Source organism: Sedimenticola selenatireducens DSM 17993, from assembly GCF_000428045.1.
Lineage (GTDB): Bacteria > Pseudomonadota > Gammaproteobacteria > Chromatiales > Chromatiaceae > Sedimenticola > Sedimenticola selenatireducens.
In genome coordinates, this window is sequence record NZ_ATZE01000001.1 from 75,189 (window position 1) to 90,930 (window position 15,742).

Below are 15,742 nucleotides of genomic sequence, written 5' to 3' on the forward strand. Positions count from 1 at the left end.
GGGAGTACCTTGGAAATCGGTCCAGCCAGTAGTCTTGATTCGTTGAGCAAGCGGGATTTTGAGCGTCTTTCGCATTTCCGCTATCGACTGCGCTGTTTTTTGCGCTATAGCGAGGATCTGTGCAGTGAGTATGGCGTGACTTCGTTGCAATATCAGTTGTTGCTGCACCTGAAGGGTTTTCAGGGGCGGGAGTGGGCGACGGTGGGAGAGTTGGCCGAGCGTCTTCAGGCCAAGCACCACGGCACGGTTGCGCTGGTGGATCGCTGTGAACAGGTGGGACTGGTGGAGCGCAAGCGGGGCCGCGAGGATCGGCGGCGGATTGAAGTGCATCTGCTGGAAAAGGGGGCTCGACTGGTTGAGTGCATTGCCCAGCGGCACCAGCCGGAGTTGCAACTGTTGCGGGAAGAGTTCCGGTTGCCGGGCTGGGAGTGAAGCCGACAGGGCTATTCGAGAGATACCTTCAGGTAAGCTCAGTTTGTCTAATGCGGTTTGTCGGAATCCATTTGCTGTTCACCATGGGTCTGCTTCGACTTCAGCTCGAACAGTGAGGGGATCAGAAACGGATCATCAAAGTGGCGCCGACCGACAAAGGCGATGGCGTGGCGGCCGACCTGGCGCATGGCCCCCGGTGAGCGAATGCCCATGGGCCAGAGAATAAACCGTTCCGGTCGCGCGCTGCCCGTCACCAGACCGTGGTCGGAAAACAGGCTGTGATTGCCTGAGTCTGCGGGCAGGGAACGCAGCCGATCATAGGGCTGGCTTTGCATGGTCAGGGTGTTCTGCCCCGTGCCTGGCGGATAGAGTCGTTCGATGTAGTGGGTGACCGGGGCGATGCGCAATACCGGGGAGCCGAGGGGAGCCGCTTGCGGCACCAGTGGTGGCTCGGTAAACGGTTGCCGGGTCGGACGCAATTGCAGCCGTGCGGTCGGAAATGCCATGTAGTAACAGCCGCATTGATGGATGCTGTCATACAGCCAGGGAGTACCGTCCGGCCCGAGTGTCACACGCCAGAGCAGGCCGTCCAGATGCCCGCCATAAATATCACGACTCGGGCGTGCCGGGAACCAGACCAGATAATTGAGTTGCAGCAGTATCCGGTCCTGGAAGCGGGTGTAGCTGATCAGCTGATATTCGGTGGCGGTGCGGGTGTCCACCGTGCCGCCGTCCATCCACTTCACCGTGCCGATACGGTCGTCGTCGCTGGTCACATCCACCTCCCACACCGGGGCGTGGCGGATAAACAGCCGTCTGGCCCTGTCCTCGCTCAAGATTGGAATCCCCAGTGCGTCGTGTCCCCAGTCAGGTAAGGCGCTTTCGACGGGATTCAGTCGCCGTGTGGACCACCGTATGAGTTTACCGGACACGGGTAATTCGGTCAGCGGCCGCGCATAACGTGATTGCGCGTTGTCATGCCACCGCTGTATGCCCAGTGATACCAATGGCGCCGTTAATGGATAAAGGCCGAATACCCGCCAACTCATCACATAATCATTCGCCACCACAGTTGCTGCGCGAAGCCTGCCAATAGATGCCGGATCAAGCAGCAGTGCCTGGCGCAGCCGCTCCCGGCAACGGTCCAGTTCGGGCAGTTGTGACTGAGCTTTTTGGCGGACAGTGGTATCGGGAAGATTGTTAGTTTCCAGGCGCCGGGTCACCCGGTCCAGGGTGGCCAGGTGACCGGTCCATTGCTCCAGTTGACCGATACCAGAGACCTCGTTACGGAAGGAGGCCAGGAAGCGGTTGCTGCGCAGATAGGGAAATCCCGGAATTTGGCTAACCCCCTGGTCGCGCCGTCCGGCCTGGTCGATAATCCGGTCACTCTCCACAAACAGTTGCGAGCAGCCGGGATGTAAGGTGTCGACTGAATTCTGAATGGGTGGTGATGTGCCGCAACCGGCCAGCAGTATTGATAGCAGCAGACCGGTTATGCCGGTAGTGAAGTGGCGACGCGATCGCCCTGAACAGACGCTCACAGACCCTCCTGAAGCAATCTATATTGTGGGCAGTGGTGAAAGCCTGTAGCCCAATAGAGAGTGTAGCTGTCGCGCAGTACAATCCTTCAAAATGGGTTATAAATCGGCTATACCCGCAGTGCGACAGCGGAGATGTTGGTTGGTCCCCCGATGATACGGAGTCTGTTTTGATGTGAAACGACTTTTTCTGGCGCTGGATATTCCCGATGTGGTCAAGAATGTCCTGCTGGCCTTTCAGCCCAGGCCGGGTGCCGGGGTACGCCCGGTGAGCAGGGAAGGGCTGCACCTTACCCTCTGCTTTATTGGTGTGGCGGATATTGAACAGGTGCACCGGACCGTTTGTGGCCTCCATGCCCGGGAGGTTCCGCTTCAGATCAAGGGGCTGGGGCGATACGGTCACGCCAAAGGTGGGGTACTCTGGGCGGGAGTGGCACCTTGTGAAGGGCTATTGGCCCTGCAGAGGCGTCTGTCGGTTGCCCTGTTGCAGGCGGATATCCCAGTCGATACCAAGCGATTTCGTCCCCACATCACCCTGGCCCGCTACAAGGCGGGCGTGTCTAAATCGAGGATTGAACGGTTCCTGCAGCAGAGCGATTTGCTGGAACTTGACCCTGTCCGAATTCTTGAGTTTGTGCTCTTCTCCAGCGATACCCGGCAGGAAGGTGCGGTGTACCGGATAGAGCGCACCTACCCTCTGATCGGTATTGGCAGAAACCAGCTCCTCTGATCTCCAATCGTGTTCTACACGCGCTTGTATCATCTTGCTCCGTAATTATTTGATCCATGCTCCAGCGATAACCTCGTGCTCCATGCCCGAAAGCGACAGACACCGTCCAGACCAGAAGGTATTGCTCTGCAAATTAACATTATTGGTGTTATTCGCTTGCTTTCGCGGATAATATTTTTTCTGGATACGGCCGGGTTAGCTGGGTAGTCAGGTATTTTTATACGGATGTCCTATCCTCACTAGTCAATAGGCTGTTTTTTATGCAGGTATGGATAAATAAAGGGAGTAGATATGGGGATTGAAGTGAGTGGCCTGTTGGGGCTTTTAGTGCTCATTGCGGACATATGGGCCATTGTAAACGTCTTTCAAAGCCGTGCGGGCACCGGTAGCAAGGTGCTGTGGGTCGTGTTGATACTGGTGCTGCCGGTCGTTGGCTTTATCCTGTGGTTATTGCTCGGACCAAAATCGACCTGATGTTTCCGGCTTCGCGCGGAGAGATCCTTTGCTTAATCTATCCTGATTACTCACCAAACCTGGACTATGGCCGGATAGGTTTCATTCGCGGCTAATATTTTTCCAGAATACGGCCGGGTTAGGGGGTAATCAGGTAATCCATAATGGATTCACCCAGCCGGGCTAGATCTCGGCCTGTTGTTCGACCTCGTTACCCCACAGCATCGCCTCACGCCAGACGCCTGAGATCAGATGCTCCTCGATTTGCAATAGCCGGGCCTGCTGGCTGATAGCTTCGCTGTCCGCCGTCTCAATAGCGGTCACCAGGTTCAGGTATGTCCCAAAACGCCCCTTGCCGGTCAACAGTCCCTGGGCCAGCGGTTCCTGCAACGACAGTATCGGCAGCAACTGATCCATACCCACGTCGAGCATTACATCGAGCAGTGACAGCAGGCCGAATAGAAACAGGCTGTCTGGCTCCAGTTCTCCGCGCTGGGTATCCTCGGCAATCAGCAATTCGAAAAAACGCGCCCGTACAATGGACATGCGATAGAGTTCAGGGGTGATTTTGCGGGTCCCCATGTCTGACAACACCACCATGCGCAGCCAGTATTTGAGCCGTACCATCCCCAGCAGGGAAATGGCATGCTGAATAGACTTGATCTTCACCGAAAAACAGAACGCCGCTGAATTGAGGAGCCGCAGTAGACGGAAGGCAATGCTGGGGTCACGCTCGATCAGGCGGGTGTAGTCCTGGGGTGTCGCCTCTTCCTGTTCAAGTAACGTCAGGGTCTTGATCTTGGAGAAACAGGTCGCCGAGAGTTTCTTGCCCGAGATGGTCTGCGGGTGGGCAAAATAGTATCCCTGAAACAGGTCGAAGCCCATCTCCTGCAAGTGAGGCACGTGAGCCGGGTTCTCCACTTTCTCGGCCAGTGTGAGCACCCGCTCTGGCACCCGCGCCACCAGTGCGGCAATCTGTTCCAGTTCCAGTCCCAACAGGTCAATCTTGATAATGTCGGCATACTCCATTAACTGCGACAGATTGGCTTCACCCCGATAATCGTCAATGGCGATCAGGTAACCCTCCTGTTTCAGTTCAATGATAGCCTTGATCACCTCGGGACTGGCCGATACCGATTCCAGCACCTCGACCACGGTAACTCCTGGGGGCAGGCCCTTGGGAGCCCCGTTAAGCAGCAGTTTTTCGGTGTAATTGATGAAAATCCGCTTGGACGGCTTGAAATCGGTATCGGGACAAACCAGACCGGCAGTGGCGACACAGGCGGTGGCCAGATCATAGTCGTCGATCTGTGCCGTACGGCAGTCGGCGCTCTTGCGATACAGCAACTCGTAACCCCAGATTGAGCCACTGCGGTCGAAGATCGGTTGCCGGGCAAAAAAGATGTCGGAATAGAGGCAGTCTGGAGGCTGGTTGGACATACGGCCGATCCTGGATGGGAATCATCATTGCTGGGAACACAAGCACTAGGCATGTCTGCTATTTTTTTGCGGCCACAACGTCGCAAAGACCGCCGGCGGCTATTATACACGGATGGCTGTCGTGGTGACGAATTCTGTAAAGTGTCATGTTATTGACAGTGTCGACGGAATGATGAGAATCCAATCCTTTTTGGTATTCTATACAGATAAAGCAGGAGGGGGAGCGGTTCCCCGGCGGAGAAATCAACGCCCCTGCTGGTCTTCAGTTTCAGGCAGGCAGATTGTTTGATGTTTCTGATGGTCTATTGTATAGGGAGCGCACTACGTTCCTGGCTGTTTCCTAAGCTATTGCCTCTTTATCGTAGAATAGCGAATGCACTGTGGTTGTAAGGAACATCTAATTAATGTTGTCCACCCTTTCATATTGATTAGCGGAATAGAACCGATTTTTCATCTAACCATGGCTTGCGAACCGATCATGTAATTGAAGGGTGGCAATGCAGGTGCCGGTTTATAGCTTTACAGTTTGAACTGCTCTACTTGACGGGAAAGTTCGTTTGCCAAACTTTCCAATTGGTTGCTGGCCAGCGCAGTTTGGTGGCCACTTTTAGAACTACTTTCTGAAATATCGCTAATAGTAATGACGTTGCGATGGATATCTTCAGTAACCACACTCTGTTCTTCAGCAGCGCAGGCAATCTGTGAATTCATATCATTGATGGTTGCTACTGCCTGGCTAATTCGCTCCAGCGCCTGACCTGCAGCAGCAGATTGATCGACGGTCGCTTGTGCTTTCGTCTTGCCCTCGCCCATCACCCGTACAGCATTTTGTGCGCCCAATTGGAGCCTTTCGATCATGGCCTCGATCTCTGTCGTGGACTTCTGGGTTCGGCCGGCCAGATTTCGTACCTCATCGGCCACCACCGCAAAACCACGGCCCTGTTCACCTGCCCGGGCGGCCTCAATGGCTGCATTAAGCGCCAGCAGATTGGTTTGTTCTGCGATACCTTTAATGACATCCAGTATGGTTCCGATGTTCTCGGCGTCTCCATCAAGTTTCTGGATCACTGTTGATGCGTTTTCCACATCGATGGCCAGTGACTGTATGGCTTCGACAGTTTGCATAACAACGTGATTTCCCTCGCGAGCATATTGCTCCGCATCCTTTGCGGCATTAGCGGCATCTGAGGCATTTCGCGCTACTTCCTGTACCGTGGAAGTTAATTCTGTTACCGCGGTAGCCACTTGATCCGTTGCACTATGCTGCTTGGTGATTAAATGGTTGGTGTCGTCTGATATGCCCGATAGATGGGATGAGGCAGTGCTGACTTCCCGCGAGGAGTCTGCAATGTGTCCAATTAGATCATGCAGGCCTTCGATAAACCTGTTGAATTCTTCGGCCATAGTGCCCAGTTCATCTTTGGTCGCCACATTGATCCGGGTTGTGAGATCGCCTCTTGCGGCTTGGGTAACTCCTTTCCCCACCTCTGCAACTTGCACTTTAATCGTCTTGGATATCCATAATGCAGCCAGAATGGAGATCACCGCCGCAGCAAACAGGACAATGGAAAAGGTTCGAATGGTTAAGTCAATCTTTTCACGAGATTCGACCAGCATCTGTTGGTTGTCGGCTCTGGATTCGTTCATGGCGGAGTTGACCGACTTGTCCAGTACCTCGAACACCTTGGCCGCATTTTCCATCATCATGGTTGCGGCGGTATTGTCGATATCCGCCATATCTATGGCCTCCTGAATATTGGAGGCGTAACTGGAAACCAATTGCGCGAGTTCGTCAGACTTTACCTGCTTCCTGGCGACGCTTAACCGCTCCATGCTCTGCTCTATTTGCTTCCGGGTTAGCGCGGGGTCTGCACCCATGCTAATCAGATTCATAGCACGGTAAAGGTCGGCATGTATTTTGGTTAGGCCCAGGGCAATCTGTGCGTTTCCGTCAAAAACCGCCATATTTTGTTCGAATTTTGCGTAGGTGACATCCCGCTGTTTTGACAGTGTGTCGTAAGTCATGACACCCAATCCCAGCATGAATATCAATACCAGGAGTGGGCTGGTAAGAAGTTTTGGGCCGATATTCAGCCTAGCGAGGCCCAGCTTTGAGAGGGTAGTCATCTTGTTATCTTTGCTTCCTGACAGATAATTGAAAATGGGGCCTGAAAATCAGGCCCGACTGGACTTGTTAGCTTATTGGAAGATCCCCACTCCGGCAAAACCTTCGAAACCCTCTGTTTTTTGCACATAGGACGTCTTGGGTGTCAACTGGCCGGTTTTCGGGTGCTTCCACATGTAGTCTACCCAGCCGCTACCGTTGGTTTTGACCACATCGACCATCTCTTTGACGAAATAGCGACCTTTGGGATCTTTGAGGTTGATCAATCCTTTGCCATTAAGCTTTGGGTTGGCGCCATGGATCAGCATATTTCCATCCATATCCTGAACAAAAACGTAAAGTTCCCCTGAGTTAAATTCGCTATCTTTTTGCGCAAAAGCTTTACTTGCAGCGTCGAGGCCATTTTGTTCGAGATAGGCGATGGCCTTGATTGTCAGTGCCTTGGCCTCCTCACGGGTGGCTGCCGATGCCATCAAAGGAAGACAAACCAGGGCAATCAGTGCTGTTTTTATAAGGCGTTTCATGAAGTGTGATCCTCGATTATTTAGTTAAATCAGTATATTACGATGCAAGACTGGCATTCCTTTGAGCGCAATCGTGTATTTATATTCAGTCGGCCGGTTAATTTTAATCACGCTCAACCAGACCGCTGATCCAGTTGAGCGACCATTCAGTCAGAATCTTTAATATTTTTTGTGCACATAAAAAAATATTAATACATATGGGACACCCATTGAAACTCTGCGGTTTACCCGACATTATGCTGGCTGTTTATGTTGGGTATCTTCTCGCCAGCTCTACTTAAGGTGTTTGGGGGGAGGGGGCAGTTTGGCACTAGAAAAAGCTGAAATATACGGATAAAACATGGGGGCCTCCCGGTACCCGGGAAGGCCCCCATGTCGGAGGAACTATTTCCTCAATGCGGCCGTGGGTAGGCCAGGGATCACACAATTTATTTACGATTGGCGATAGCAGCATTGTGCCGCTCTTGTATTCGCTGTGTCGCCTCGGCCAGGGGTTCAAGTCCCAACTCCTGGCGCAACAGGTCCACTTTCTCAGGGTCACTTATCGGCAGGGGATAAGCCATTCCGTTTTCATCAATATCATGCTGAGTACCGTAGATCTGGGGTTTTCCTGACATGGTGAGCAGGCGGTCTTCAAGATAGGCGACACACCAACCCTCTGCCTCTCCCTGAGCCGTCGCCGCTTTCAACAGGACCAGACACTCCTCCATCAGTCCGCCATCCAGGATGGCATGCTGAACAATCAACCATGCCGCTTCAGAGCCTTCCTTGCCGACCAGGCTGATGCCCGGCCACCCATGGCGATTAATGATCTCGTTGATGCGTGCACTGTTCTTCTGGTGAAGCGTTTTCATTCGCGGGTGATATTCGGCCACTCCCAACTCTCCACTGTCGGACAATTCCCGCAATACGCGCTGATCTTTTTCAGCCATTGATAGCAGTTCATTTTTTAATTTGTGATTTACAACCATGAAGTTTTTTCCAATTAACAGTTTCGTACGGGCTCGTGATGGGTTGTCAGTTGTCCCCAGGACTGCAAAACCTGAACTGACCAGTCGCTACCGGCCGTGATAGTTTAGCCGAACCCCGAGCGATGTTTTGGGGATTCTGTTGGCAGGATACCCAATCGCAGGGGTCTGAGCACCAAAAGCATCATGTCCTGATGTTCTCTATTTAATATTCGAACCGCACACAGCGCACAGGGGGCAGATGATGGCTGATAGTCTGCCGGGAGCCCTCTCGGCCAGCATAATATTTGGCCGCAATCCCCACTGCATTAACCCGATACAAGCCTTACGTCTGGGTACGCCGATCCCGAAGTGAAACGGATATCGGTATCTGAAAATGCCGGGTTTCAATGGTAAAACTTAGCTGATCAGAAAAAATACAGCGCAGCATTTATGGCGCTTGGTATTCATTTATCTATCCGATGAAGCAGCACGGGGGCGGTGAACCGGAAATGTTGGAGAATGAATTTCTCCGTATGGATTCTTGTTTGATTTTGTTCTGGCTAGTCGCTAGCTAGCAGGTTGGGGTAAGGAGCGAACCTCATCCAACATCATGTTGCACGCACTATTTTTCTATTTCCAGAAAGTAGATGTCATTATGAAATCTCTTTTCCTTTATCTCCTCGATGTTTGAAAATTTTTGCAAATCATCAAACGTCTCATCGATAACGGCTATCACCTTGCGATATATCTCTTCATCAACAAGGTTATTTTTCTTTCCATTGCCCAATACCATTTTGATCCCGGAAAGTGCGTTACCGACACGATCATGAACCGTATTCATGGTGGCCTTGAGAGTGCGCATCTTCGCCTCTTTCACATCCAGATTTTTATTGACCTGTCTCTGAACGTAGAGTCCGAATATGACTACCAGGGCGCTGATAAATGCCCGCATCCAAAGTTCATTGAAGTCACTTGGAATCAGCTCGAACGGTTGCCCATAATCCAGAACGGCAAAATGCATCAGCGACTCGCCACACCAAAAAATGGTGGCGGAGATGATGCTGATGATCAGAAACAGTTGCCTCTCCAGGTTGAATAGCATATCGATCTTCCTTATTGTTTTAGTTGAACTGTTCTTGTCAAGGAACTATGAGAGCCGGTGTCCGGGATACTCTGTAGGGACTTTCCAAAATAGATAATGGGAGTATGAATCCCCTGCTTTTATCAGGATGTAAGCGCTTTTTCGCTCATACTACTGGGCTATCCGATAACCTGAAAATCAAAATTATTTATTGTATTTCCAATAATTTCGTAGGTCAGGGTGCGGAACGAACCCGAACACTATGAACTCGACCTATGGCAGTTGGGAGTCTTGGCAGTGTGGCGCGGGTAAAGGCTGAAATTCAATAATAAAAACATGAGGACCTCCCCGTGATCGGCGAGGCCCCCATGACGGAGTAACTATTTCCTCAATGCGGCTGCGTGGTAGGCCAGATGTTCACCGATGAAGGTGGCGATGAAGTGGTAGCTGTGGTCGTAGCCATCCTGCATGCGCAGGGTGAGCGGAATGCCCCGTTCCTCGCAAGCGGCCCGCAGCTCGGCAGGGTAGAGCTGGCCGGCAAGAAATTCGTCACCGGTTCCCTGGTCGATCAGCAGCGGCATCCCTGGTGCACCAGCCTTGATCAGCTCCGTGGCGTCATACGCTTTCCAGGCCTCAATATCATTACCAAGATAAGCCGAAAAACAGCCCTCTCCCCAACCACACACCGTGGGGTGGCAGATGGGGGCAAAGGCGGAGACGGAGCGATAGGCGCCCGGCTCCTTGAGGGCACAGATCAGTGCTCCGTGTCCACCCATGGAGTGACCTGTGATCGACCTGACGCCGGGAATCACCGGCAGTATCGCCTCGATCAGTGCCGGCAGCTCCCGGGTGATGTAGTCGTACATCCGGTAATGTTGCGACCAGGGGGGCTGGGTGGCGTTGACATAGAAACCGGCCCCCTGACCCAGATCGTAACGCTCCGGCTCGTCTGCCACCTCGTTACCACGCGGGCTGGTGTCGGGTATCACCAGGGCGATGCCCAGTTCTGCTGCATAACGCTGCGCGCCCGCCTTGGTGCGTACGTTGTCATCGGTACAGGTAAGCCCGGAGAGCCAGTAAACCACCGGGACTTTTTCTGTTGCCGCCTGGGGCGGCAGATAGACCGAGAAGGTCATGTCGCAGTGACAGCTCTCCGAACCGTGTTGATAACGGTTTAGCCAGCCGCCAAACTCCTTGATGCTTTCAATCTGTTTCATGCCATGGCCTCAGAAGATAATAACGGAGCGGATGCTCTCACCGCTGTGCATCAGGTCGAAGGCACGGTTGATATCCTCCAGTGGCATGGTGTGGGTCACCATGCGGTCCAGTTCGATCTCACCGTTCATGTAACGGTCCACATAACCTGGCAGTTCGGTGCGACCCTTGACGCCACCGAAGGCGGTGCCTTTCCAGGTGCGTCCCGTCACCAGTTGGAACGGCCGGGTGCTGATCTCCTGTCCGGCACCGGCGACCCCGATGATGGTGGAGACGCCCCAGCCGTTGTGACAACACTCCAGCGCCTCACGCATCACGTGCACATTGCCGATGCATTCGAACGAGTAGTCGACTCCGCCGTTGGTCATCTCGACAATCGCCTCGGTGACACTGCCGCTGAGTGTCTTGGGATTGACGAAGTCGGTAGCGCCCAGTGCCTTGGCGATCTCCCATTTGTCCGGGTTGATATCAACCGCGATGATGCGTCCCGCCTTGGCCATGACCGCGCCCTGGATACAGGAGAGGCCGATGCCGCCCAGACCGAACACGGCCACACTCGAGCCGGGTTCCACCTTGGCGGTGTTGAGAACTGCGCCAATGCCGGTGGTGACACCACAGCCAAGCAGACAGATCTTGTCCAGCGGTGCCGCCTTGTTCACCTTGGCCAAGGCGATCTCGGGTACCACGGTATATTCCGAGAAGGTGGAACAACCCATGTAGTGATAGATCGGTTTGCCATTCATGGAGAAGCGGCGGCTATGATCCGGCATATAGCCGGTCCATACCGTCTCGGCAATGGATTGACAAAGATTGGTCTTGGGCGAGTGGCAGTACTCGCACTCGCCACACTCCGGGATATAGAGCGGGATCACGTGATCGCCAGGTTTCAGGCCTTTCACCCCGGGGCCGCACTCCACCACTTCGCAGCCGCCCTCGTGTCCCAGCACGCACGGGAAGACGCCTTCCGGGTCGTCACCAGAGAGCGTGAAGGCATCGGTGTGACAGACGCCGGAGGCGATCACTTTTAACAACACCTCCCCCTCTTTTGGTCCTTCCACGTCGATCATCTCAATCGACAGGGGCTTTTTCGCTTCCCAGGCCACGGCGGCTTTTGCTTTCATGCTGTGTACTCCTTAATGGTTGTGTATGGATCTTTTTTCTAATGATTTTTTTGCTAAAGCGCTTTTATCGACTCGCGTCCTTGAGCGTATCCTTGGGCGACCGCACACTCTGCATATTGTTATCCAATAGTGAGCGTACTACACGCTGCACGTGCTCGGGTGGCAGGCCATAGGGCACTACGCTGAAGAGTTGTCCGTCCTGATCGATAATGTACAGATTGGCAGAGTGATCCAGGCTGTAACTGCCGTTTGATAGTGAGTGTTTTTGATAGCGCACCTGATAGCGGATTGCTACCTGTCGGATAGCGTCATCTGAACCGGTCAGGCCAATCAACTGCTGATTAAAATAACCCAGATAATCCTTCAGTACCCGGGGGGTGTCGCGCTCCGGGTCAAGGGAAACGAACACTCCCTGTACCCGGTCGGCATCGGTGCCCAGCCCGTCAAGCACCCTGGATACGCCGGCCAGTTCAGTGGGGCAGATGTCGGGACAGTAAGTATAGCCAAAAAACAGCAGTACCACCTTGCCGCGCAGTTGTTGCAGATGGAATGTCTTGCCCTCGTGGTTGATCAGGGTGAAGTCGCCGCCGATACTGGAGGTGCTCGCCTGAATGGTTGTAAAAAGGCTGGATAGTAGCGACAACACAATCAATAGGGCCAGCCGGGTCATACGCATTCAGCGTGCCTCCGCGGTGCTTTCGTGGGCCCAGCCGGGATCGCCTTTTTTGACATCACCCACGGGTGCGGCAAAGGCATCGGCCACGATCTGCTCCACATTGCGCCCGGTCAGTGACTGCAGGAAGGCAATCAGATCCTGACGCTCCCGCTCGTCCAGTTGTAGCGGCTGGATCAGCGGGTCAAGCAGTTCATTGGGCACGCCGCCGGCATTATAGAAATCCACTACATCACCCAATGTGCTGAGTGATCCGTTGTGCATGTAGGGTGCGGTCAGGGCGATATTGCGCAGGCTCGGCGTCTTGTATTTCCAGCGATCGTAGGGGTTCTGGGTGATCTCGTAACGTCCCACGTCGGTCGGGGGTGGCTCACCGACACTGTCTATGACAGAGCGATCAACATCAATGGTGATGCCCGGGGCGATCTGTATCTGTTCCCGCTCAGCGCGGATGCCCATCGACTCGCGGTAACCGATGCCGGTGTTGTGCAACTGATCGTCACTGAACAGGGCGTGCTGTTCATCAATATTGTGGCAGGCAACGCAGCCGGCTTTGCCGGTAAACAGCTTGAAACCGCGTTGTGCCGGAGCCGGCAGGGCGGCAGGTTCCTTGGCGTAATACCAGCGATCAAAGGAAGAATCGCCGGAGACCAGGCTGCGTTGATAACTGGCCAGTGCCATGCCGAGCGTCTCCATGGAAACGCCCTTGCCGTTGAACGCCGCTTCGAACAGGCCGCGGTATTCATCAATACCGCCGATCTTGTTGATCACATGGCCGACCGAGGGATTTGCCATCTCATTCTTCGCCAGCAATGGTCCCCACACCTGCTGTTCCAGGCTATCCTCGCGGCCATCATGAAACAGCAGGGCGGCATAGGCACTGTTGTAGATTGTTGGCGAGTTGCGCCGCACGCTGCGCCCCTCGACACCCACCGCCATGGCGAGCTCGTTACTGGTGAACCCCTGTTCCGGAATATGGCACATGGCGCAGGAGAAGGTGTCATTGAGGGAGAGGCGGCGGTCAAAGAACAGTTTTCGCCCCAGCGCGATCTTCTCACGGGTAATGGGATTATTGTCCGGCTGGGGGATTGCCGGCAGTCCCAGTGGCGGCCGTTCAACCCATTGCATCAGATCAATCGCTTCTCCCCGGCGCAATTCCAGTGCCCGGGAATTGGTTTTGTAGCCGGCACTTTCGTAGCCGGTCTTGTCGTCACCCGGTTGCGACAGGCTGGGCATTTTTTTAGGGGCATGGGCGGAGTTGGCCTGCTTTTCTTGTGGGTCCGCCTGCCTGATCAGGGTCTTGATATCGTTCAGGACCAGCGCCTGATGCAAAAAATCCACATTGTAGATATTGCGTATCCGCTTCTGCGGGTCGATCAGAAAAACGCGCAATATATGGGAGAAACCCACGCTGCTGCTGCCGTCGCTGGCGACGTCTCTCTGTACCTGCTGATTGTAGGCGTTGAGAATCGGCGCCAGTGTCTGTTCGGAGTCGGTGGTAACGAACTGCCAGTCGCCCAGATTGCCGGCATAACGGAAATTATTGGCATAGCGCGCCATCACTTCCGGGGTGTCTGATGCAGGATCAAAACTGAGGCTGATCAGTTTCAGCTTGTCCGCCAGTTCTGCATCCTGCTGCATGCGTGCCTTGATCTGATAAAAGACGTGGGCGGTCAGTGGGCAGCCGTTGATGTCACTGCAGTTGCTGTAGATAAATCCCAGCAGCACGTACTTGCCGTCAAACAGTTCATGGAGTTGGCGCGAACGGCCGGTGGCATCCAGTACCGTGCCGTCCGCCGCCGTACCAAGGGCCGGCAGGGTATAACTGCCGACGGGGGGTAGCGGATAGCCCAGCCCGCCATAGCCGACCGCCAGCGGGGTTGATGGGCTGTTGGTGTCTGCTACTGCACTTGAAAACAGCCACAGCCCACAAGTTAAAAAAAAGGCTAATGATCGGGTTAACATCTGATCTCGCGAATATCGTCTCGACCGGATGCGTTGCCGCATCCGGTCACGCCGGTTAATGAGTGGGGTTATCAGTCGCCAGCTTCCAGTTTTGCCACGGCGGTCGTTACGCTGGGTTTGACAGCGCTATAGAGCGAATAGGCGCCGAAACGCATCTGATGGGCACGGCCCAGTTTCTGCTCATTGAAGTCGATGGAGAACTGCTCCACCAATTTCTCACCATCCCAGATGAAACTCTTGAAATACTGCTCATTGTCTTCTCCCTTCTTGTCCCAGTTGGCCAGCAGGGAGGAGGTGTAGTAGATCCGTTTGCCGTCCCAGCTGGAGGAGGCCATGTTGACCTGGCGGCCGATTACCTTCTCGTAGACCTGCTTGGGATTGTGCGGGTCGGTAATATCGAACAGGCGGGTCTTGCCGTCCATGAAGGTGTTCACCCAGAGATGGCTGTCGTCCGAACTGATGGAGATATCCACCGGCAGCGGCACCTTGGCGGGATCGCCCACATCGGCCACGGCCTTGCTCTGCCATTCGCCCTGTTCATCCTCGTAGACCAGATAGATCTTGGAGGTGAGCGCGGTGGTGGTTAGACACCAGTTATGGTTAGGCTGCCAGGCGCAACGGATCTCCAGCGGGGCGCCCGGTACATCGAATATCTTCTTCGGTTTCTTGCTGTGCAGATTCCACAGCACCATGGTGTTGCCGAACCGTTTCATTGCCTCCTTGTCCTGCAGCATCTTGCCGAAATCCATCATGTAGTTGGACCAGCCGGTGAACGAGGAGGTGAGCATGATATTGCGACGCGGCAGCACGCGCAGGTCATAGTTGTAGCCATCGGCAAAATTGCCGCTCTTCTTGGCACCCTGCAGGTTCTGGTCGGTCGGCATCCAGTGGGTGGCGATATACTCGCCCTCATTGGTGTACTCGACCAGTGCGGTGCGGCCGCCATGGTCCTTGTTGTTGGAGAGGCCGGTAATCATGATGCGGCCAGGCAGGGCATAGGTGGTGTGGGGGCCGACCACGCCGCCGCTCTTCTCGACAAAGTCGGTCACTACCTTGTACAGGGTCGGTTTTGCCGGATCGGAGGCGACGTCAAAGATGAACAGCTTGTTGGTATCCAGACCGCCGGCCCAGAGATATTTACGGTCGTCGGTAAAACCGGAATGGTGGGCCTCATTGCGGCCGCCCACGGAGAGGCTGGCGACGACCTTACCGTAATTGGGTGACTTTGGATTGACATCCACCGTGACCAGTTTGTCCTGCCCGTCGCCCAATCCCTCGACACCGAGGGTCCAGACGTAGACGAAATCCTCCTGGCCGGTGATCTTGGCCATGTAGGGCGACTGGCAGGTCTCATCTGCCCGGGTGGCGACAGGGGTACCCAGCAGCGACAGGGTCACAGCCATGGCCATAGCCAGTATCCCGGGCCTTATGGAATTCACATATCCAGGATTATTCATTGTGTCTCCTCCTGTTGGCTCTGTTATTATACTCATTC

14 protein-coding genes are annotated in these 15,742 nt (G+C 54.3%); 3 read left to right on the forward strand and 11 right to left on the reverse strand.

Annotation, left to right across the window (positions count from 1 at the left end):
- Positions 1 to 9 precede the first annotated feature (9 nt).
- On the forward strand, positions 10 to 432 hold the full coding sequence (locus tag A3GO_RS0100400; RefSeq protein WP_335339992.1) for a MarR family transcriptional regulator: 423 nt from the start codon (positions 10 to 12) through the stop codon (positions 430 to 432).
- A gap of 47 nt (positions 433 to 479) precedes the next feature.
- Here the strand turns inward: A3GO_RS0100400 and A3GO_RS25050 are convergent, their stop codons facing one another.
- Complete coding sequence (locus tag A3GO_RS25050) at positions 480 to 1,973, reverse strand: hypothetical protein (RefSeq protein ID WP_051301674.1); 1,494 nt, start codon at positions 1,971 to 1,973, stop codon at positions 480 to 482.
- Positions 1,974 to 2,145: 172 nt separating this feature from the next.
- Here A3GO_RS25050 and thpR point away from each other — a divergent pair, with 172 nt between their 5' ends.
- On the forward strand, positions 2,146 to 2,700 hold the full coding sequence (gene thpR / locus A3GO_RS0100410) for an RNA 2',3'-cyclic phosphodiesterase (RefSeq protein WP_029131723.1): 555 nt from the start codon (positions 2,146 to 2,148) through the stop codon (positions 2,698 to 2,700).
- Between the two features lie 291 nt (positions 2,701 to 2,991).
- Positions 2,992 to 3,174 (forward strand): PLDc N-terminal domain-containing protein, encoded by a 183-nt coding sequence (locus tag A3GO_RS0100415; RefSeq protein ID WP_029131724.1) that lies wholly within the window; start codon positions 2,992 to 2,994, stop codon positions 3,172 to 3,174.
- Between the two features lie 162 nt (positions 3,175 to 3,336).
- On the opposite strand, the gene A3GO_RS21830 is transcribed toward A3GO_RS0100415, so the two are convergent.
- The 10 genes from A3GO_RS21830 to mtoX form a co-directional block, all read right to left on the reverse strand.
- Entirely contained in the window at positions 3,337 to 4,593 is a 1,257-nt protein-coding gene (locus A3GO_RS21830) for an EAL and HDOD domain-containing protein (protein ID WP_051301675.1), read from the reverse strand.
- A gap of 519 nt (positions 4,594 to 5,112) precedes the next feature.
- Positions 5,113 to 6,618, reverse strand: coding sequence for a methyl-accepting chemotaxis protein (locus tag A3GO_RS25055; RefSeq protein WP_169720343.1), 1,506 nt, complete (start codon positions 6,616 to 6,618; stop codon positions 5,113 to 5,115).
- Between the two features lie 174 nt (positions 6,619 to 6,792).
- A complete protein-coding gene (locus tag A3GO_RS0100430; protein ID WP_029131725.1) occupies positions 6,793 to 7,242 on the reverse strand; it encodes a cache domain-containing protein in 450 nt (149 codons plus the stop codon).
- A gap of 428 nt (positions 7,243 to 7,670) precedes the next feature.
- Positions 7,671 to 8,213, reverse strand: coding sequence for a DUF6624 domain-containing protein (locus A3GO_RS0100435; protein WP_029131726.1), 543 nt, complete (start codon positions 8,211 to 8,213; stop codon positions 7,671 to 7,673).
- 601 nt (positions 8,214 to 8,814) lie between these two features.
- Positions 8,815 to 9,294 carry a hypothetical protein gene (locus tag A3GO_RS0100440; RefSeq protein ID WP_029131727.1) on the reverse strand — a complete coding sequence of 160 codons (480 nt, stop codon included), beginning with the start codon at positions 9,292 to 9,294 and terminating at the stop codon, positions 8,815 to 8,817.
- A gap of 359 nt (positions 9,295 to 9,653) precedes the next feature.
- Complete coding sequence (fghA, locus tag A3GO_RS0100445) at positions 9,654 to 10,490, reverse strand: S-formylglutathione hydrolase (RefSeq protein ID WP_029131728.1); 837 nt, start codon at positions 10,488 to 10,490, stop codon at positions 9,654 to 9,656.
- Positions 10,491 to 10,499: 9 nt separating this feature from the next.
- Positions 10,500 to 11,609 (reverse strand): S-(hydroxymethyl)glutathione dehydrogenase/class III alcohol dehydrogenase, encoded by a 1,110-nt coding sequence (locus tag A3GO_RS0100450; RefSeq protein ID WP_029131729.1) that lies wholly within the window; start codon positions 11,607 to 11,609, stop codon positions 10,500 to 10,502.
- Positions 11,610 to 11,673: 64 nt separating this feature from the next.
- On the reverse strand, positions 11,674 to 12,285 hold the full coding sequence (locus tag A3GO_RS21840; protein WP_051301677.1) for an SCO family protein: 612 nt from the start codon (positions 12,283 to 12,285) through the stop codon (positions 11,674 to 11,676).
- Positions 12,286 to 14,247: a cytochrome c peroxidase gene (locus tag A3GO_RS21845; protein WP_051301678.1), complete on the reverse strand. Its 1,962-nt coding sequence runs from the start codon at positions 14,245 to 14,247 to the stop codon at positions 12,286 to 12,288. It lies immediately after the preceding gene.
- A 71-nt stretch (positions 14,248 to 14,318) separates the two neighbouring features.
- Positions 14,319 to 15,704 carry a methanethiol oxidase gene (gene mtoX / locus A3GO_RS0100465; protein ID WP_037374352.1) on the reverse strand — a complete coding sequence of 462 codons (1,386 nt, stop codon included), beginning with the start codon at positions 15,702 to 15,704 and terminating at the stop codon, positions 14,319 to 14,321.
- Positions 15,705 to 15,742 lie beyond the last annotated feature (38 nt).